Origin of the sequence: Klebsiella sp. CN_Kp088 (assembly GCF_040064335.1) — a bacterium.
Taxonomy (GTDB): domain Bacteria; phylum Pseudomonadota; class Gammaproteobacteria; order Enterobacterales; family Enterobacteriaceae; genus Klebsiella; species Klebsiella aerogenes.
On the sequence record NZ_JBEAIQ010000022.1, the window covers coordinates 191009 to 209899 of the forward strand.

Annotated in this window: 20 protein-coding genes and 1 riboswitch; of the genes, 11 read left to right on the plus strand and 9 right to left on the minus strand. The window is 57.1% G+C overall.

Features of this window, described 5'->3' with window-relative positions; genetic code table 11:
• Both glnE and hldE read left to right on the plus strand, forming a co-directional pair.
• Positions 1 to 2838, plus strand: coding sequence for a bifunctional [glutamate--ammonia ligase]-adenylyl-L-tyrosine phosphorylase/[glutamate--ammonia-ligase] adenylyltransferase (gene glnE / locus ABLV08_RS12940; protein WP_191905589.1), 2838 nt, complete (start codon positions 1 to 3; stop codon positions 2836 to 2838).
• Positions 2839 to 2896: 58 nt separating this feature from the next.
• Complete coding sequence (gene hldE, locus ABLV08_RS12945) at positions 2897 to 4330, plus strand: bifunctional D-glycero-beta-D-manno-heptose-7-phosphate kinase/D-glycero-beta-D-manno-heptose 1-phosphate adenylyltransferase HldE (RefSeq protein ID WP_015369639.1); 1434 nt, start codon at positions 2897 to 2899, stop codon at positions 4328 to 4330.
• Positions 4331 to 4407: 77 nt separating this feature from the next.
• Here the strand turns inward: hldE and ABLV08_RS12950 are convergent, their stop codons facing one another.
• Positions 4408 to 4557: a hypothetical protein gene (locus ABLV08_RS12950; protein ID WP_162184137.1), complete on the minus strand. Its 150-nt coding sequence runs from the start codon at positions 4555 to 4557 to the stop codon at positions 4408 to 4410.
• On the opposite strand from ABLV08_RS12950, the gene glgS reads away from it, so the two are divergent.
• Entirely contained in the window at positions 4549 to 4746 is a 198-nt protein-coding gene (gene glgS, locus ABLV08_RS12955) for a cell surface composition regulator GlgS (protein WP_015369641.1), read from the plus strand. The two genes, ABLV08_RS12950 and glgS, sit on opposite strands and share 9 nt — an antisense overlap.
• A gap of 34 nt (positions 4747 to 4780) precedes the next feature.
• Here glgS and ABLV08_RS12960 read toward each other — a convergent pair whose 3' ends face one another.
• A complete protein-coding gene (locus tag ABLV08_RS12960) occupies positions 4781 to 5050 on the minus strand; it encodes an accessory factor UbiK family protein (RefSeq protein ID WP_015369643.1) in 270 nt (89 codons plus the stop codon).
• Positions 5051 to 5177: 127 nt separating this feature from the next.
• A riboswitch (FMN riboswitch) is annotated at positions 5178 to 5329 on the plus strand.
• A 105-nt stretch (positions 5330 to 5434) separates the two neighbouring features.
• Here ABLV08_RS12960 and ribB point away from each other — a divergent pair.
• Both ribB and ygiD read left to right on the plus strand, forming a co-directional pair.
• Complete coding sequence (ribB, locus tag ABLV08_RS12965) at positions 5435 to 6088, plus strand: 3,4-dihydroxy-2-butanone-4-phosphate synthase (protein ID WP_015703517.1); 654 nt, start codon at positions 5435 to 5437, stop codon at positions 6086 to 6088.
• 205 nt (positions 6089 to 6293) lie between these two features.
• On the plus strand, positions 6294 to 7088 hold the full coding sequence (gene ygiD / locus ABLV08_RS12970; RefSeq protein ID WP_045364182.1) for a 4,5-DOPA dioxygenase extradiol: 795 nt from the start codon (positions 6294 to 6296) through the stop codon (positions 7086 to 7088).
• A gap of 55 nt (positions 7089 to 7143) precedes the next feature.
• On the opposite strand, the gene ABLV08_RS12975 is transcribed toward ygiD, so the two are convergent.
• From ABLV08_RS12975 to tolC, 3 genes are all read right to left on the minus strand, one after another.
• Positions 7144 to 8304: a glutathionylspermidine synthase family protein gene (locus tag ABLV08_RS12975; RefSeq protein WP_015703515.1), complete on the minus strand. Its 1161-nt coding sequence runs from the start codon at positions 8302 to 8304 to the stop codon at positions 7144 to 7146.
• 5 nt (positions 8305 to 8309) lie between these two features.
• Positions 8310 to 8981 carry a DUF1190 family protein gene (locus ABLV08_RS12980; RefSeq protein WP_015369647.1) on the minus strand — a complete coding sequence of 224 codons (672 nt, stop codon included), beginning with the start codon at positions 8979 to 8981 and terminating at the stop codon, positions 8310 to 8312.
• A gap of 166 nt (positions 8982 to 9147) precedes the next feature.
• Entirely contained in the window at positions 9148 to 10602 is a 1455-nt protein-coding gene (gene tolC, locus ABLV08_RS12985; RefSeq protein ID WP_015703513.1) for an outer membrane channel protein TolC, read from the minus strand.
• A gap of 195 nt (positions 10603 to 10797) precedes the next feature.
• Between tolC and nudF the strand changes: the two genes are divergently transcribed.
• The 5 genes from nudF to parE are packed head-to-tail and all read left to right on the plus strand — an operon-like array spanning position 10798 to position 15204.
• Positions 10798 to 11427, plus strand: coding sequence for an ADP-ribose diphosphatase (gene nudF / locus ABLV08_RS12990; RefSeq protein ID WP_015369649.1), 630 nt, complete (start codon positions 10798 to 10800; stop codon positions 11425 to 11427).
• Between the two features lies 1 nt (position 11428).
• Positions 11429 to 11851, plus strand: coding sequence for a DUF1249 family protein (locus ABLV08_RS12995; protein ID WP_015703512.1), 423 nt, complete (start codon positions 11429 to 11431; stop codon positions 11849 to 11851).
• Positions 11852 to 11875: 24 nt separating this feature from the next.
• Complete coding sequence (cpdA, locus tag ABLV08_RS13000) at positions 11876 to 12703, plus strand: 3',5'-cyclic-AMP phosphodiesterase (protein ID WP_348855930.1); 828 nt, start codon at positions 11876 to 11878, stop codon at positions 12701 to 12703.
• The gene (gene yqiA, locus ABLV08_RS13005) at positions 12703 to 13278 is read left to right on the plus strand and encodes an esterase YqiA (protein WP_015369652.1); all 576 of its coding nucleotides are present in this window, start codon (positions 12703 to 12705) and stop codon (positions 13276 to 13278) included. The genes cpdA and yqiA overlap by 1 nt, the downstream gene beginning before the upstream one ends.
• Positions 13279 to 13308: 30 nt before the next feature.
• Complete coding sequence (parE, locus tag ABLV08_RS13010; RefSeq protein ID WP_015369653.1) at positions 13309 to 15204, plus strand: DNA topoisomerase IV subunit B; 1896 nt, start codon at positions 13309 to 13311, stop codon at positions 15202 to 15204.
• 70 nt (positions 15205 to 15274) lie between these two features.
• Here the strand turns inward: parE and ABLV08_RS13015 are convergent, their stop codons facing one another.
• The 4 genes from ABLV08_RS13015 to qseB form a co-directional block, all read right to left on the minus strand.
• Positions 15275 to 15589 (minus strand): putative quinol monooxygenase, encoded by a 315-nt coding sequence (locus tag ABLV08_RS13015; protein ID WP_015369654.1) that lies wholly within the window; start codon positions 15587 to 15589, stop codon positions 15275 to 15277.
• A gap of 35 nt (positions 15590 to 15624) precedes the next feature.
• Complete coding sequence (locus ABLV08_RS13020; protein ID WP_015703509.1) at positions 15625 to 16206, minus strand: NAD(P)H-dependent oxidoreductase; 582 nt, start codon at positions 16204 to 16206, stop codon at positions 15625 to 15627.
• 106 nt (positions 16207 to 16312) lie between these two features.
• The gene (gene qseC / locus ABLV08_RS13025) at positions 16313 to 17662 is read right to left on the minus strand and encodes a quorum sensing histidine kinase QseC (protein ID WP_348855931.1); all 1350 of its coding nucleotides are present in this window, start codon (positions 17660 to 17662) and stop codon (positions 16313 to 16315) included.
• Entirely contained in the window at positions 17659 to 18318 is a 660-nt protein-coding gene (qseB, locus tag ABLV08_RS13030; protein WP_015369657.1) for a quorum sensing response regulator transcription factor QseB, read from the minus strand. The genes qseC and qseB overlap by 4 nt, the downstream gene beginning before the upstream one ends.
• 150 nt (positions 18319 to 18468) lie before the next feature.
• Between qseB and ABLV08_RS13035 the strand changes: the two genes are divergently transcribed.
• On the plus strand, positions 18469 to 18864 hold the full coding sequence (locus tag ABLV08_RS13035) for a YgiW/YdeI family stress tolerance OB fold protein (RefSeq protein ID WP_015703508.1): 396 nt from the start codon (positions 18469 to 18471) through the stop codon (positions 18862 to 18864).
• The last annotated feature ends 27 nt before the right edge of the window (positions 18865 to 18891 follow it).

An 18891-nucleotide genomic window follows, 5' to 3' on the forward strand; every position in this document is an offset into this window, starting at 1 on the left:
ATAATGGCGCTTTCTTCGCAGTTACAGCAGCACTGGCAGACGGTTGTAAACCGGCTTCCGGCAGATTTTCCCCTGCAAACATTAAGTTCGCAGGCGCAGTCGGTGATGACATTCAGCGAGTTCGTTGAACAGAGTCTGGTCGCTCAGCCGCAGTGGCTGGCTGAACTGGAAAGCGCGCCGCCGCAGGCCGACGAATGGCGCCATTACGGCGACTGGCTGGCGGAACAGCTACAAGAGGTGACTGACGAGGCCGCGCTGATGCGCGAGCTACGCCAGTTCCGCCGCCGGATGATGGTGCGTATCGCCTGGGCGCAGGCGCTGCTGCTGGTGAGCGAAGAGAGCAGTTTGCAGCAGCTCAGCGCCCTGGCGGAGACCTTAATCGTCGCCGCCCGCGACTGGCTGTACGCCGCCTGCTGCCGGGAGTGGGGGACACCGTGCAATGCGCAGGGCGAAGCGCAGCCGCTAATGATCCTGGGCATGGGGAAACTGGGCGGCGGAGAGCTTAACTTCTCTTCCGATATCGACCTGATTTTTGCCTGGCCGGAACACGGCGCCACCCAGGGCGGACGCCGCGAGCTGGATAACGGCCAGTTCTTTACCCGTCTGGGCCAGCGATTAATCAAAGTACTCGATCAGCCGACGCAGGATGGCTTCGTCTACCGCGTGGATATGCGTCTGCGACCATTTGGCGACAGCGGCCCGCTGGTGTTGAGCTTTGCGGCGCTGGAAGATTATTACCAGGAGCAGGGGCGCGACTGGGAGCGCTACGCGATGGTAAAGGCGCGGATCATGGGCGATAACGACGGCGTGTACGCCAACGAACTGCGCGCCATGCTGCGCCCGTTCGTCTTCCGCCGCTACATTGATTTCAGCGTCATTCAGTCTCTGCGTAACATGAAAGGGATGATCGCCCGTGAAGTGCGCCGCCGCGGCCTGACAGACAATATCAAGCTCGGCGCGGGCGGCATCCGCGAAATCGAATTTATCGTTCAGGTTTTCCAGCTGATCCGCGGCGGTCGCGAACCGGCCTTGCAGCAGCGCGCGCTGTTGCCGACGCTGGCGGCGATTGACGAGCTGCATTTGCTACCGGAAGGCGATGCCGCCCAGCTGCGCGAAGCCTACCTGTTCCTGCGCCGTCTCGAAAACCTGCTGCAGAGCATTAACGACGAGCAAACCCAAACCCTGCCGCAGGATGAGCTCAACCGCGCGCGCCTGGCGTGGGGGATGCGCGTCGCCGACTGGCAGACACTCAGCGCACAGCTTGAAGAGCAGATGCGCCGCGTGCGTCGCGTCTTTAACGAACTGATTGGCGACGATGAAGCGCAATCGCCGGATGAACAGCTGGAAGAGTACTGGCGCGAACTGTGGCAGGACGCGCTGGAAGAAGACGACACTACGCCGGCGCTGGCGCACCTTGATGACAACGATCGGCGCAGCGTGCTGGCGTTGATCGCCGATTTTCGCAAAGAGCTCGACCGGCGCACCATTGGCCCGCGCGGGCGGCAGGTACTCGACCAGCTGATGCCGCATCTGCTCAGCGAGGTCTGCTCACGGGCGGATGCGCCGCTGCCGCTGGCGCGAATCACCCCATTACTGACCGGAATCGTCACCCGTACCACCTATCTGGAGCTGCTCAGCGAATTCCCCGGCGCGTTAAAACACCTGATTAGCCTGTGCGCCGCTTCGCCGATGGTTGCCAGCCAGCTGGCGCGCCACCCGCTGCTGCTGGACGAACTGCTGGATCCGAACACGCTTTATCAACCGACGGCGACCGATGCGTACCGCGATGAACTGCGCCAGTATTTGCTGCGCGTGCCGGAAGAAGATGAAGAACAGCAGCTGGAAGCGCTGCGTCAGTTTAAACAGGCGCAATTGCTGCACATCGCCGCCGCCGATATTGCCGGCACGCTACCGGTGATGAAAGTGAGCGATCACTTAACCTGGCTGGCAGAGGCGATGATCGACGCGGTGGTGCAGCAGGCGTGGCTACAGATGGTCGCCCGCTACGGTCAGCCGACCCATCTTCGCGACCGCCAGGGGCGCGGTTTTGCGGTAGTAGGTTACGGTAAACTCGGCGGTTGGGAACTGGGTTATAGTTCCGATCTCGATCTGGTCTTCCTCCACGACTGTCCGATGGAGGTGATGACTGACGGCGAGCGGGAAATCGATGGTCGCCAGTTCTATCTGCGCCTTGCCCAGCGAATCATGCATCTTTTCAGCACCCGCACCTCGTCGGGCATCCTGTATGAAGTGGACGCTCGCTTACGTCCATCCGGCGCGGCGGGCATGCTGGTGACCACCGCCGATGCCTTCGCCGATTATCAGCGCAATGAAGCCTGGACCTGGGAGCATCAGGCGCTGGTTCGCGCCCGGGTGGTGTATGGCGACCCGGCGCTGCAGGCGCGCTTTGATGCGATCCGCCGCGATATCCTGACCACGCCGCGTGAAGGCGCGACGCTGCAGACCGAAGTACGTGAGATGCGGGAAAAGATGCGCGCTCATCTCGGCAATAAGCAGCGCGATCGCTTTGATATCAAAGCCGATGCCGGCGGGATCACCGATATTGAATTTATTACCCAATATCTGGTGCTGCGCTACGCGCATGAAAAGCCAAAGCTGACGCGCTGGTCCGATAATGTGCGTATTCTGGAACTGCTGGCGCAGAACGACATCATGGATGAGGACGAGGCGCGGGCGCTTACCCATGCCTACACTACGCTACGCGATGCGTTGCACCATCTGGCGCTGCAGGAGCTGCCGGGCAACGTTGCGCCGGATGCTTTCGACGGCGAACGTCAGCAGGTGAGCGCTAGCTGGCAGAAGTGGTTGATGGCTTAACTAACAAATCGGGTGTGCTATTATCGCGCGCAAAGTTTGCATCTCGCAGGAGAGAGTAATGAAAGTAACGCTGCCAGAGTTTGAACGTGCAGGAGTGTTGGTGGTAGGCGATGTGATGCTGGACCGCTACTGGTACGGCCCCACCAGCCGTATTTCCCCGGAAGCCCCGGTGCCGGTGGTAAAGGTGGAAAATATCGAAGAACGCCCTGGCGGCGCGGCTAACGTGGCGATGAACATTGCGTCGCTCGGCGCGACTTCTCGTCTGGTCGGCCTGACCGGTATCGACGATGCCGCGCGCGCGCTTAGCAAAGCGCTGGCTGACGTAAAAGTGAAGTGTGATTTCGTGTCGGTACCGACGCATCCGACCATCACTAAGTTGCGCGTGCTGTCGCGCAACCAGCAGCTGATCCGCCTCGATTTTGAAGAGGGTTTCTCCGGGGTTGATCCACAGCCGATGCATGAACGTATTCAGCAGGCGCTGGGTTCGATCGGCGCGCTGGTGCTGTCAGACTACGCGAAAGGCGCGCTGGCCAGCGTGCAGACCATGATTAAGCTGGCGCGGGATGCCGGCGTTCCGGTGCTGATTGATCCGAAAGGCACTGAATTTGAACGCTACCGCGGGGCAACGCTGCTGACGCCGAACCTGTCTGAATTCGAAGCGGTCGCCGGAAAGTGTAAAGATGAAGCGGAAATCGTCGAACGCGGGATGAAAATCATCGCCGACTTCGAGCTTTCCGCACTGCTGGTAACGCGCTCCGAGCAGGGTATGACGCTGCTGCAGCCGGGTCGTCCGCCGCTGCATATGCCGACCCAGGCGCAGGAAGTGTATGACGTCACCGGGGCAGGCGACACGGTTATCGGTGTGCTGGCGGCGACGCTGGCGGCGGGTAACACCCTGGAAGAGGCCTGCTATTTCGCTAACGCCGCGGCCGGTGTGGTGGTCGGCAAGCTGGGGACTTCCACCGTTTCGCCAATCGAGCTGGAAAACGCGGTGCGCGGGCGTGCCGATACCGGTTTTGGCGTGATGAGCGAAGAAGAGCTGAAACAGGCGGTCGCCGCGGCGCGTAAGCGTGGCGAAAAAGTGGTGATGACCAATGGCGTCTTCGACATTCTGCACGCGGGTCACGTTTCGTATCTGGCCAATGCGCGCAAGCTGGGCGATCGTCTGATCGTCGCCGTCAACAGCGATGCCTCAACCAAACGTCTGAAAGGCGAAACCCGCCCGGTGAACCCGCTTGAACAGCGGATGATCGTGCTGGGAGCGCTGGAAGCCGTCGATTGGGTCGTGTCGTTTGAAGAAGATACGCCGCAGCGGCTGATTGCCGGGATCCTGCCGGATCTGTTGGTGAAAGGCGGTGATTACAAGCCGGAGCAGATCGCCGGCAGCGAAGAGGTTTGGGCCAACGGCGGCGAAGTGCTGGTGCTCAACTTTGAAGATGGCTGCTCGACTACCAATATTATCAAGAAGATTCAGAAAGATAGCGACAAGTAATCAATACGCTTTACCGCTCTGAACGGAGCGGTCTACAACGGCCTGCGGGGATACCTTCGCGGGCCGTTTTTATTTAATCATGCGGAAAATGATTTAGCGCAATAAATAACCCGGTTAAGCGCATTTTTCGTACAAAGTACGTTAAGGTAAGCGTAAATACTGAAGTGAGTAAAAGGCATATGACCAATCAGAACGCCAACGGCTGAAGGAGTATGCGGATGAACCATAACGATATGTATTCTATGAAGAACTTCGATTTTCTGGCACGTAGTTTCGCCAGGATGCACGCGCAAGGCCATTCGGTTGATCTTCAGGCTATTGTCGGCAATATGGATGAGGAACATCGTGAATGGTTTTGCCAACGCTATGAGCTTTATTGTCGTCAGGTGAATAGCCCGGCCGAGTTAGAGCACTAAGCTAAATGAAAACGGGCCATTCAGGCCCGTTTTTTTATTGCTGTTCTTCGCTCTTCGGCGCAGCTGAACGGCTTTCCAGATCGCTAATGCGCTGCTCCAGTAAAGCCAGCTTTTCGCGGGTGCGCAGCAGAACCTGAGTTTGCACATCGAACTCTTCGCGGCTGACCAAATCCAGACGAGTTAACTGCGATTGCAGTACCTGGCGGATTTTCTTTTCTACGTCATCTCCAAGATCGCGAAGGCCTTTCGGCATCGATTCATGGACCTGGCGGGCGATTTGTTCAATTTTTTTCGGGTCAATCATGGCGGATTCCTGCACTGGTCTAGTTAGCGTTCATTGTAGTGCGAACGGGAGCGCCTATAAACCACAAATGTAAGATGTCGAGTGAGTAGCCATTGATGAAGATAGTTAATGGCGTTATAGTTATCTCGCTTATTCTCAGGGCGGGGCGAAATTCCCCACCGGCGGTAAATCAACCTGCGCGTTGAAAGCCCGCGAGCGCTTCCAGTGAAAACGGGAAGGTCAGCAGATCCGGTGTAATTCCGGGGCCGACGGTTAAAGTCCGGATGGGAGAGAGTAACGGCTCAGTCGGGTTACGATCCGCTTGCGTTGACTTTTGCCGCTAAACCGGCACTCCTAAGACTGCCCTGATTCTGGTAACCATAATTTTAATGAGGTTTTTTTACCATGAATCAGACGCTCCTTTCTTCTTTTGGTACCGCTTTTGAACGTGTGGAACACGCTTTAGACGCACTGCGCGAAGGCCGCGGTGTGATGGTGCTTGATGATGAAGACCGTGAAAACGAAGGCGATATGATTTTCGCCGCCGAAACCATGACCGTTGAGCAAATGGCGCTGACCATTCGTCACGGCAGCGGCATTGTCTGCCTGTGCCTGACCGAAGATCGCCGCAAGCAGCTTGACCTGCCGATGATGGTGGAGAACAACACCAGCGCCTACGGCACCGGCTTTACCGTGACCATTGAAGCGGCAGAAGGCGTAACCACCGGCGTATCCGCCGCTGACCGCATCACGACCGTGCGCGCCGCCATTGCCGATGGCGCGAAACCCTCCGATCTCAACCGTCCGGGCCACGTCTTCCCGCTGCGCGCGCAGCCAGGCGGCGTAATGACCCGCGGCGGCCACACTGAAGCGACCATCGACCTGGTGACCCTTGCGGGCTTTAAACCGGCAGGCGTTCTCTGTGAACTGACTAACGACGATGGCACCATGGCGCGCGCGCCGGAGTGCATCAAGTTCGCTCAGCAGCACAACATGGCCGTGGTCACCATTGAAGACCTGGTGGCTTACCGCCGCGAGCACGATCGCAAAGCCAGCTAAGTTACCGCTGTTCTGATGACAAGCCCACTTTACGGTGGGCTTTGTTGTTTCTGGGTCGAGCTAATATGCTTTCTCTGCGGGTACATGGGAGAGATTTTCCACCTTCAAATTTTCTGATGATGATCATCACGCTTATCTGAGTTTATCTGCGGCTAAAAGGGCGTAATGTGAAGGAATCAAATACTCCCTACTGAAGGATACCATCATGTCCCGTACCCGTATGCCAGCGTTGTTTTTAGGCCATGGTAGCCCGATGAACGTGCTGGAAGATAATATCTATACCCGCGCCTGGCGTCATCTCGGCGAAACGCTGCCGCGGCCGAAAGCTATCGTGGTTATTTCCGCGCACTGGTTTACTCGCGGGACGGGCGTGACGGCGATGGAAGCGCCGAAAACCATTCATGATTTTGGCGGTTTCCCGCAGGCCTTATACGATACGCACTACCCTGCGCCGGGATCGCCGGAGCTGGCGCAGCATCTGGTTGAACTGCTGGCGCCGGTGCCCGTCGCCCTCGATAAAGAGGCGTGGGGTTTTGACCACGGTTCGTGGGGAGTGCTGATAAAAATGTACCCTGATGCCGATATTCCCATGGTTCAGTTAAGTATCGATAGCACTAAGCCCGCGGCATGGCATCTGGAGATGGGGCGTAAGCTGGCGTCGCTGCGTGATGAAGGCATTATGCTGGTGGCGAGCGGCAACGTGGTGCATAACCTGCGTACCGCGCGCTGGCATGGCGAAAGCACGCCGTATCCGTGGGCCCAGTCGTTTAACGACTATGTCAAAGCGAATCTGAACTGGAAAGGGCCGGTCGAAGCGCATCCGCTGGTGAATTATTTAAGCCATGAAGGTGGTTCGCTCTCTAACCCAACGGCTGAGCACTTCCTGCCGCTGCTCTATATTCTGGGAGCGTGGGATGGTGAAGAGCCGATAACGATCCCGGTCGAAGGGATGGAAATGGGGTCGCTGAGCATGCTGTCAGTGGTCGTGGGAGCCGCGTAACGGCAGCTATCGCACATGAAAAAACCCCGGCTACTCAGGTTGCCGGGGTTTGCCGTTATTCGACGAAAATGTGCGGATAGAAACGCGAAAGATCCTGGGTGATCAGCGCCCGATCTTCACGGATGCCGATCCCGGCAGGCTGGTCGTTAATAAGCCAGCTGCCAATCAGCGTATAGCTATCGCCAAATTTCGGCAGCGGATAAAACTCCTGCACGATGGTGCCTTCTTCCCCGTACGGACCTTCCACCGCCTCCACCACTTTGCCATTTTCAACGATCGACACGTTGGCGCCTTCGCGGGAAAAGATCGGCTTAATGACGTACTTCTCAAGCTGCGGATGGTTATCTTCGCTGAAGTAAGCCGCCAACAGGTTAGGGTGGTTGGGGAACATTTCCCACAGCATCGGTAGCAGCGCCTTGTTGGAGATAATGCTCTTCCATGCAGGCTCCAGCCAGCGTACGCCGGCGTCTTCCAGCTTGGTGGAGAACATCTCGCGCAGCATAAATTCCCACGGATAGAGCTTGAACAGATTACCGATGACCTGATCCTGTAAATCGGTAAACTGACCTTTTTCGCCAAGACCGATATCTTCGATATACAGGAACTCGGTGGCGACGCCCGCTTCTGCCGCGCAGTCCTGCAGATACTGTACGGTGCCGCGGTCTTCAACGGTATCGCGGCAGCAGGCCATATGCAGCAGCTGGAAGCCAAATTGTTCACGCAGCTCGCCGAAGCGTTCAATCAGCTTTTCCTGCAGGCTGTTGAACTGATCGCTGTCGGCAGGCAGATTACCGGCGTTAAGCTGATCTTCCAGCCAGATCCATTGAAAGAACGCTGCTTCATATAGCGAGGTTGGCGTATCCGCGTTGTTTTCCAGCAGCTTCGGTTCGCCCACGCCATCCCAGGCCAGATCCAGACGCGAGTACAGCGACGGCTGGTTGGTTTTCCACGACTGACGCACAAAGCCCCAGGTGTGCTTAGGGATGCGGAATTTGGTCATCAGCTCGTCGCTGGCGATCACTTTCTCAACGACCTGTAGACACATTTGATGCAGCTCGGCGGTGACCGCTTCGAGCTTTTCAACCTGCGCCAGTGTCAGCTTGTAGTAGGCCTCTTCGCTCCAGTATGGCTCGCCGTACATGGTGTGAAAGTTGAAGCCATACTCGGTCGCTTTCTCGCGCCAGTCCGGGCGCTCGGTAATGCTGATTCTTTCCATGCCGCTTAACCGCCCATCGAGCGTGAAGAGGAGCTGGAGCCCGCGGCGCTACGCTGCATCGTCGATTGCTTAGCGACGGATTCGCCGAAACCGCCGCGGGTGACGGTCGTGGTGGTTGCCGGTTTCGGCGCCATCGCGGTTTTCGGCACGTTCATGGTACGGCCCGGTTGCGCCGCGCCATAGCTCTTACCGCTGGCATCGGTGTACTGGCCGTAGGCCGGGCTGGCCGGGTTCTTCGAGCTAAACAGCGGCTGCTGCGCGGCCATGCCGCCGCCCATCAGACGACCCATCATGTAGCCGGCCATCAGTGGCATCCAGAAGCTGCCGCTGCTTTGCGCCTGCGCCTGGTTTTCCGGGGCGACGCCCGCCTGAGCCGGCGCCTGCTGGCATTGGCCTTCGCCGAACTCGGCGACGCAGTCTTCACGGCTGGCGTATTTCGGCGCGGTGCGCGCGGCTTCTTTCACCGCGTTATTGTAGGCGGTGGTGCACTCTGCGGCTTTGCTTGGGTTAGCCGCGGAGCAGTCATCGGCGTTCTGATACAGAGAAACCGTCTCGTCAGTTTTTTCGCAACCGGCGAGCATAAAGACGGCGGTGACGGCAAGGGCGACCGGCGTCAGGTGGCGAGCGCTCCAGCTTTTGCGGAACGACGCATGATTAATATTTTTTGTCCGTTTCATATTTGTCTTCCAGGACCCAGTGGTAGTGCGTTTGTCAACGCTCAGGATAGAGTATGAGTGGTGGAAAATGAAGCGAAAGAGGGGAAAAGCGGAGGTCTTTACGTTGCCTTACGTTTAACGCCCCGCCTGACCCGAAGGCCAGACGAGGCGTCATCGCGTTCAACGATTAGTGGCTAAACGGATTAGAACCGCTGGTCTTCGTCGTACGGGCGGCAGCCGGCTGTGCGGAAGCGGTGTTCGCATAACCGTCAGCGGCGGCGTCCTGCTGCGGATTTTCCGGCGCGACGCTGTCCGGTGAAGTCGGAATCGCTTTACCCAGCGTGTTGTTCAGCGCGATCAGATCCTGCTCGTTCAGCGTGCCGAGAGCGGACTTGATGTTCAGCTCGTTGATCAGGTAGTTATAACGGGCGTTGGAGAGCTGCTGCTTGGCGTTGTACAGCGTGGTGGTCGCATCCAACACGTCAACGATGGTACGCGTACCCACCGAATAACCCGCTTCCATCGCATCCAGGGAGCTCTGCGCAGAGACAACGGCCTGTTTGTAGGCATTGATGCTGCTGATGGAGGCATTCACGTTGTTAAACGACGAACGCACGGTCTGCACCACGCTGCGGTGCGCGCTTTCCAGCTGCTCGCTGGCGCCGACGAAGTTGTACTGCGCCTGTTTCACCTGCGAGTTAACCATCCCGCCCTGATACAGCGGCAGGGAGAAGCTCAGGCCGACTTTGTTTTGCCCGACATCGGCGTCCTGGGAAATGTTTTTGGAACCGCTGTAACGGTTATTAGAGACGCCGGTAGAAGCATTCAAATCAAGAGTAGGTAAATGACCATCCTGCGCCTGGCGAATCTGCTCACGCGCCAGATCCTGGTTCAGACGCGCCTGCAGCAGCGACAGGTTGCGGTTTTCCGCTTCCTTCAGCAGCGCGTTCACCGCCTGCGGTTTGCTGGTTTTGAAGCCGTTAACGTTCAGCGACGCCAGCTCCGGGTAGTAGTTGCCGGTGACCTGACGAAGCTCTTCAACGGCGTTGTCGAGGTCGTTACGCGCGGTCACTTCATTTGCCAGCACGGCGTCGTATTGCGAGCGGGCGTTTTGTACGTCGGTGATGGCAACCAGGCCCACGTTAAAGCGCTGGGTGGTTTGGTCCAACTGACGATAGATGGCCTGTTTCTGTGCTTCGGTATAGGAGAGCGTATCGATAGCGGCCAGGACTTTAAAGTAAGCCGTCGCGGTATTCAGAATCAGCGTTTGCTGGTCAGTCTGATAGGTGACATCCTGAATGCCCGCCGCTTTTTCCTGCAGGGTCAACGCGCGCCATTTCGACATATCGAACAGGGTTTGCGTTAACTGCAATGAACCGCTGGTGACGTTGGAGTTCTGGTTTTTGTAATCACGGAACCCGCTGGTATAGGTATAATCCGCGCCCAGACCGAGTTGCGGCAGTAATGGGCTTCGCGCTTCGTTGATCTTTTCGAATGCAGCATCGCGATCGGCTGCCGATTTACGCAGGTCAGGGTTGCTAATACGCGCCTGCTGATAAACCTGCAACAGGTTCTCTGCCTGGCTCATGGCGCTGAAGCCAGTCAGGCCCAGGCCGATAAGGATGGGAAAAAGTTTCTTCATTTGCATTCCTTGTTGTGAAGCATTTAGCGCTACTCAAATTCTAAAAATAATCGCTGATTGTATCGACTCTGTCGCCGTAAAAAGTTGGCGTTACGTGCCATAGGGCGGTAATTTGCACCAATCTAACATACGGGCTGTAAAACGGTAGCCAAACGGCCTATAAATCCCTACTTTCGGATGAGCAGGACACAGACAATGAGCAAACCTAATCAGCAGGGAATTACCTTCTCTAAAAACGATGTAGAAATTATTGCACGGGAAACGCTCTATCGCGGTTTTTTTTCGCTCGATTTGTATCGTTTTCGCCATCGCCTGTTTAACGGCGGGATGAGCGGTGAGGTTACCCGCGAAATTTTTGAGCGCGGGCACGCCGCCGTCTTGCTACCCTTTGACCCGGTACGCGATGAAGTTGTGCTGGTCGAGCAGATCCGCATTGCCGCCTATGATACCAGCGAGAGCCCGTGGCTGCTGGAAATGGTCGCCGGGATGATAGAAGAAGGCGAAACGGTAGAAGATGTCGCCCGCCGGGAAGCGTTGGAAGAGGCCGGGCTTGAAGTTGGGCGCACCAAACCAATATTAAGCTATCTGGCAAGCCCAGGCGGCACCAGCGAGCGGTTATCGATCCTGGTGGGCGAAGTTGATGCATCGACGGCAAAAGGCATTCACGGCCTGGCCGAAGAAAACGAGGATATTCGGGTGCATGTGGTGAGCCGGGAACAGGCTTACCAGTGGGTAGAAGAGGGGAAAATCGACAACGCGGCTTCTGTCATCGCCCTGCAATGGCTGCAGCTGCATTATCATAGCTTACGAAACGAGTGGAAATAATATGAAGCGTTATACACCTGACTTCCCGGAAATGATGCGCCTGTGCGAAACCAATTTCGCCCAGCTGCGCCGCCTGTTGCCTCGCACTGAGGCGGTCGGCGATATGGCGAACTATCAGGTGGGGGCGGCGCAATATCGATTAACGGTGGTCGAATCGACCCGCTACACTACATTAGTGACAATAGAACAGACTATGCCTGCGGTGAGCTACTGGAGCCTGCCGTCAATGACGGTGCGCCTGTATCACGACGCCATGGTGGCTGAAGTGTGTTCAAGTCAGCAGATTTTTCGCTTCAAAGCGAGATATGATTACCCTAATAAAAAGTTGCATCAACGCGACGAAAAGCATCAAATTAATCAGTTTCTGGCCGACTGGCTGCGTTACTGTTTAGCACATGGAGCGATGGCGATTCCGGTTTGTTAGCGTCGTGAAACCTAAGGACACCATTTGGAAAGCCTGTTAAACCTACCTCTGGCTGGTGAGGCCAGAGTCAGGATATTACAAATTACTGATACTCACCTGTTTGCTGAAAAACATGAAACGCTGTTGGGTATCAATACCTGGGAAAGTTATCAGGCTGTATTGGATGCGATACATGCCTCACAGCGTGAATGCGACCTGATTGTAGCAACAGGCGATCTGGCGCAAGACCACTCTGCCGCGGCCTATCAGCATTTCGCTGAAGGCATCGCGAGCTTTGCCGCACCCTGCGTCTGGCTGCCGGGAAACCATGATTTCCAACCGGCGATGTACAGCACGCTGCACGATGCCGGCATCTCTCCCGCAAAACGCGTCCTGTTGGGCGATCATTGGCAAATCCTGCTGCTGGACAGCCAGGTCTTTGGCGTGCCTCACGGCGAGCTGAGCGATTTCCAACTGGAGTGGCTTGAGCATCAATTGAATGCGGAACCTGAGCGCTACACGCTGCTGTTACTGCATCATCATCCGCTGCCGGCGGGCTGCAGCTGGCTCGATCAGCATAGCCTGCGCAACGCCGGGGAGTTAGACCACATCCTGAGCAACTATCCGCGGGTTAAGCACCTGCTATGCGGCCATATTCACCAGGAGCTGGATCTCGACTGGAACGGGCGGCGGATGATGGCGACGCCATCGACCTGCGTGCAGTTTAAGCCGCACTGCGCTAATTTCACCCTCGATACCGTCTCTCCAGGCTGGCGCTGGCTTGAACTGCATCCTGATGGCGTGTTGACGACTGAAGTCTGTCGTCTCAGCGGCGCCGAGTTTCACCCGGATATCGCTTCAGAAGGATACTGATGTCTACTCTTCTTTATCTGCACGGATTTAACAGCTCGCCGCGCTCGGCAAAAGCGACGGCGCTGAAAACGTGGCTGGCGCAGTACCACCCGGAAATTAACATGGTGGTGCCGGAACTGCCTGCTTTCCCGGCGCAGGCGGCAGAGATGCTGGAAGCCATCGTGCTGGAGCACGGCGGCGAGCCGTTAGGCGTGGTGGGGTCGTCGTTGGGCGGCTACTACGCCACCTGGCTGTCGCAATGTTTTATGCTGCCGGCGGTGGTGATTAACCCGGCGGTGCGGCCATTTGAACTGCTGAACAATTTTCTTGGCCCCAATGAGAATCCGTACACCGGGCAGCAATATGTGCTAGAGTCTCGCCATATTTACGATCTTAAAGTCATGCATATCGACCCGCTGGAAGCGCCTGACCTTATCTGGTTATTGCAGCAAACGGGCGATGAAGTGCTTGATTACCGCCAGGCTGTTGACTACTTCGCCTCCTGCCGTCAAACGGTCGAGGAGGGCGGTAATCACGCATTTGTTGGCTTTGAAGATCATTTCACCCAGATTATCGATTTTCTGGGCCTGCGCTAAGCGGTTCAGAACGACCTACGAATACACACCATGACGCAATCTTCATATAACGCTGATGCCATTGAGGTACTCACCGGGCTTGAGCCGGTTCGCCGCCGCCCGGGAATGTACACCGACACAACCCGTCCTAACCATCTTGGTCAGGAAGTTATTGATAACAGTGTGGATGAAGCACTGGCCGGCCACGCCAAACGCGTGGAGGTCATCCTCCATGCCGATCAATCGTTGGAGGTTATCGACGACGGGCGCGGGATGCCGGTTGATATCCACCCGGAAGAAGGGGTTCCGGCGGTTGAGCTGATCCTTTGTCGGCTGCACGCGGGCGGGAAGTTTTCTAACAAAAACTACCAGTTCTCCGGCGGCCTGCATGGGGTGGGGATTTCTGTCGTCAACGCCTTGTCTAAGCGCGTGGAAGTCAACGTGCGCCGCGATGGTCAGGTCTACAGCATCGCCTTTGAAAATGGGGAAAAAGTTGAAGACCTGCGCGTCACCGGCACCTGCGGTAAACGCAACACCGGGACCAGCGTCCATTTCTGGCCTGACGAAAGCTTCTTCGATAGCCCGCGTTTCTCCGTCTCGCGGCTAACTCACCTGTTAAAAGCGAAAGCGGTGCTGTGCCCGGGCGTGGAAATTGTTTTCCGCGACCAGGTGAACAACAGCGAGCAGCGCTGGTGCTATGCGGACGGCCTAAATGATTATCTGTGCGAGGCGGTCAACGGCCTGCCGCTGCTGCCGGAAAAACCGTTTGTCGGCAACTTCTCCGGCGAAACGGAAGCGGTGGATTGGGCGCTGCTGTGGCTGCCGGAAGGCGGCGAGCTGCTGACCGAAAGTTACGTCAACCTGATCCCGACTATGCAGGGCGGTACGCACGTTAACGGTCTGCGTCAGGGGTTGCTCGACGCGATGCGCGAGTTTTGCGAATACCGCAATATTCTGCCGCGTGGCGTGAAGCTGTCGGCGGAAGATATCTGGGATCGCTGCGCGTACGTACTGTCGGTGAAGATGCAGGATCCGCAGTTCGCCGGGCAGACGAAAGAACGTCTGTCGTCGCGCCAGTGCGCGGCATTCGTCTCCGGGGTGGTTAAAGACGCCTTCAGCCTGTGGCTGAATCAGAACGTACAGGCGGCGGAGCTGCTGGCGGAAATGGCCATTTCCAGCGCCCAGCGTCGCCTGCGCGCCGCCAAGAAAGTGGTGCGCAAAAAGCTCACCAGCGGCCCGGCGCTGCCGGGAAAGCTGGCGGACTGCACCGCGCAGGACCTGAACCGCACCGAACTGTTCCTCGTCGAAGGGGACTCGGCGGGCGGTTCGGCGAAACAGGCGCGCGACCGTGAATATCAGGCGATTATGCCGCTGAAAGGCAAGATCCTGAACACCTGGGAAGTCTCTTCCGATGAAGTGCTGGCTTCGCAAGAAGTGCACGACATTTCGGTGGCGATTGGTATCGACCCGGATAGCGATGACTTAAGCCAGCTGCGTTACGGTAAAATCTGTATTCTCGCCGATGCCGACTCGGATGGTCTGCACATCGCTACCCTGCTGTGCGCGCTGTTCGTGAAGCATTTCCGTACCCTGGTGAAAGAGGGTCACGTGTACGTCGCGCTGCCGCCGCTGTATCGTATCGACCTGGGTAAAGAGGTTTACTACGCGCTGACGGAAGAAGAAAAAGCCGGCGTGCTGGAGCAGTTGAAGCGTAAGAAGGGTAAGCCGAACGTACAGCGCTTTAAAGGGCTGGGCGAGATGAACCCGATGCAGCTACGTGAAACCACGCTCGACCCGAACACCCGCCGCCTGGTGCAGCTCATCATCACCGATGAAGACGAGCAGCAAACGACCGCGGTGATGGATATGCTGTTGGCCAAGAAGCGTTCTGAAGACCGCCGCAACTGGCTGCAGGAAAAAGGCGATATGGCGGATCTCGAAGCCTAAGCCGACGTCAGCCGCCAGATGCGAAAAAGGGAGCCTCAGGCTCCCTTTTTACTTCTTACTTCTGTCGGGCTTATACGCCAGCCTGCAAAATGCGGATACTGGTTTCCAGCACGTCGCCTTTTACCGCTTCGGCGTAAGCCTTCATGTGCGGCGTTTGCAGATGCGCTTCGAGATGCGCGACGCTTTCCCACTGCTCGACCATTACGATCGAATCCGGGGCGGAGGTCTGGAAACTCACGCCGGCGGCGTGGTCAACCAGCGGCGCGTAGCCGTGGCAGCCTTCTTCCTGCAGTACCACAGGGACAATTTTAGCGAACTGATCCAGTACCGCCTGACGGTGGTGTTGGCCCGGACGAGTACGAATTTCGGCAATCACTGTTAACATGGTTAACTCAACTCCTTCTGTGTGTAGGCTTCTAGTTAACCAAAAATCTCGGCCAGATGCTTGCGATATTCTGCGATGACGTGTGGAACGTCAGGCATTTTAATTACGTCGTTGGCGATAAAGGTCGGCATCGCGCTCATGCCAAGGAACTGATTGGCTTTGTGGAACGGCAGGTAAACGCCATCAACGCCGACGCCGTGGAAGAACTGATCTTTATCGGTGAAGGCTTCCATTGGCGCGTTCCAGGTCAGCGACAGCATATACTGTTTGCCCTGAATCAATCCGCCGGAGCCATATTTTTTGCTGTCATCGGAGCGGGTACGGCCATCGCTGGCGTACAGAGCGCCATGGCCTTCGGTGAAGACGTCATCCATGTACTTTTTCACGGTCCAGGGCGCGCCCATCCACCAGCCCGGCATCTGCCAGATAACCACATCGGCCCACAGGAAATTCTGCACTTCTTCTTTTACATCGTACTCGCTCTCCGCGCGGACGATTTTAACATCATGCCCGACGTCGCGCAGATAACCATCCGCGACCTCGGTCAGGGTGTCGTTCAATTGGCCATTAGAGTGAGCGAATTTTTTCGCCCCGTTGATAATCAGGATGTTGCTCATTTTTTGCCCTCAACCTATTAAATTTGTCAGCAATTTTACCCCGCGAAGCGGGGCAGTAAAATGAGCAAAATGTGCAAAGTCTTTTGCATTTTTGGCAATAATGTGGCTACCAGTAAACGCGCGCCTCGAAGCCGCCGTCGCGCGCGTTAGCAAAATCAACCCGCATGCCGTGCAGTGCGGCGATGCGGCGAACGATCGATAAGCCTAATCCGCTGCCGGGGGCATCCTGGCCCGGCGGGCGATAAAAACGCTCGCCAATGCGCGCCAGCGCTTGCGGGCTAATGCCTGGACCATTGTCGCGAACCCGGAATTCGCGGGCGGAAAGCGTAATATCCACCCGGCTACCGCGCGGGCTATAGCGCACGGCATTATCCAGCAGATTGCGTACCAGCAGGCTGAGCAGCAGCGGCTGGCCGGTGCAGACGATATGGTTGGCACTCAGATGCAGGCGTAGCTCAATGGCGGACTGCTGCGCATGGTGATACATCTCCATTACTGCCGATTGCAACAGGTCGTCGATGGCGACCGGCTGCACGTCATCCAGTTGCGCAAGGGAATCCAGCCGCGACAGCGTAAGTAATTGATCGACCAGCCGAGTGGCGCGGTCGATGCCCTGATGTAATTGCGCCAACGCTTTATCCCGACCTTCGGGATCGTCCATTGAAAGCTGGGCGACTTCGGTTTGCACCTTCAGCGCCGCCAGCGGGCTGCGCAACTCATGGGCGGCATCAGAGGTAAAGCGACGCTCGCGTAGCATGGTTTCGTGGGTACGGCTGAATAGCTGATTCAGGGCATCGACCAGCGGGCGAACTTCTGAAGGGATTTTGTCGTCCGACAGACGTTCCGCCGAATCCGGCGCGCGCTGGCGCAGGGTTCGAGCCAGTTTCTTCAATGGCGCCAGCTCACGGCTTAATAGCACGATGAGCAGCACGAACATCAGCGGTAGCGCGACCAGCCACGGCGTGAGCTGCGAGGTAACGATATCCATCGCCATTTCCCGGCGATAATCCCACTCCTGGCCGACGGCGATACGATGACGGCCGTCAGCGGTGGTCAGCCACAGAAAACGCCATTCGTCGTCATCGCCGCGCAGGTAGCCATCGCTGAAGCCTTCGCGTTGCGAACCCCATTGAATATCTTCGCCGTTTTCGCCATCGTTAAGTACCATTTTTCCGTCGCGGGTGAAGATAGCGAAGGCCAGCGCGTCATCATCAAGATGGCCGTGTTTAACTTTTTTCTTTTCGCGGATCTGCGCCGGCCGCGCCTGCAGCTCATCGACATTCATGGCGCTCAGGCGGCGGGCGAAGAGCAGTTGTTGGGTATCAAACAGCTTATCCAGCTTTTCGCTGGTCTGCTGCCAGGCGATCACGCTGGCAATCCCCCAGGCGGCGCTGGTGAGCAGGACAAACAGCAGCGTCAGGCGCAGGCGCAGGCTCAGACGGGCGAGTCGTTTCATGCGTCACCCAGGGTATAGCCGATGCCGTGCACGGTGCGGATAAAACCGCTGCCGAGTTTGCGCCGCAGATGATGAACGTGAACTTCCACGGCGTTGCTGGAGACCTCGTCGTCCCAGTTATAAAGCTTTTCCTCGATAAGCTTACGCGGCAATACGCGCCCCGCGTTGCGCATAAGCAGTTCCAGCAGGGCGAACTCCTTCGGCTTTAGCGCCAGGCTTTCGCCATCAAGGCTGGCGGTTAAGCGGTTCGGGTCGAGGGTCACCTTACCGTGGCGTAGCTCGCTGCTGCTCTGGCCGTGAGCGCGGCGGATCAGCGCCTCGAGACGCGCCGCTACCTCAATCAGGGCGAAGGGTTTACACAGATAGTCATCGGCGCCAAGCTGTAGCCCTTCGACCCGCTGGCTCAGCGCGTCGCGGGCGGTGAGGATCAGTACGGGTTCATTACGACCTTTATCGCGCCATTCGCGCAGAATATCGAGACCATCAATGCCGGGGAGAGTCAGGTCAAGTATCGCGGCGTCGTAAGGGGCGCTATACAGGGCGTTTTTGCCCTCCTGGCCTGCGGTGAACCAGTCGATGCTGAAGCCCATTTTGCTCAGCCCGGCTTTGATGCCGTCGCCGATCAGTTTGTCATCTTCCACCAATAATATGCGCATGTTTCCCTCCGACGATCCCGTTTCTTTGCGCAGTAAACCGCGTTGATGCAGGGGATGTACAGCATTAAAATTTCTTTTTTCCGCTTAAGAAGTCGTTAAGTTTTGTCAGGCGTAATAGGAGCCATACCAACACATAAGGGAGATTATAAAATGAAAAAAATTGCTGCGATGACCGCGATTATTGCTTTGGTTTCCATGCCGGTACTGGCCGCCGGGCAGGGTGGATTCACCGGACCGTCTACTACCACTACCTCGCAGGCCGGCGGCTTCACCGGGCCGAGCGGCGCGGTGACCACCGTGGCGAACGCCAAGTCGCTGCGCGATGACACCTGGGTGACCCTGCGCGGTAAAATCGTCGAGCGCATCTCTGATGATCTGTATAAATTCCAGGATGCCTCCGGCGTGGTGAACGTCGATATCGACCACAAGCGCTGGAACGGCGTGACCGTCGGCCCGCAGGATACGGTAGAAATTCAGGGTGAAGTCGATAAAGACTGGAACTCGGTAGAGATTGACGTGAAGCAGATCCGTAAAATCGCGCCATAACGCCCGCGCCGGAGAGTGCGCAAGATC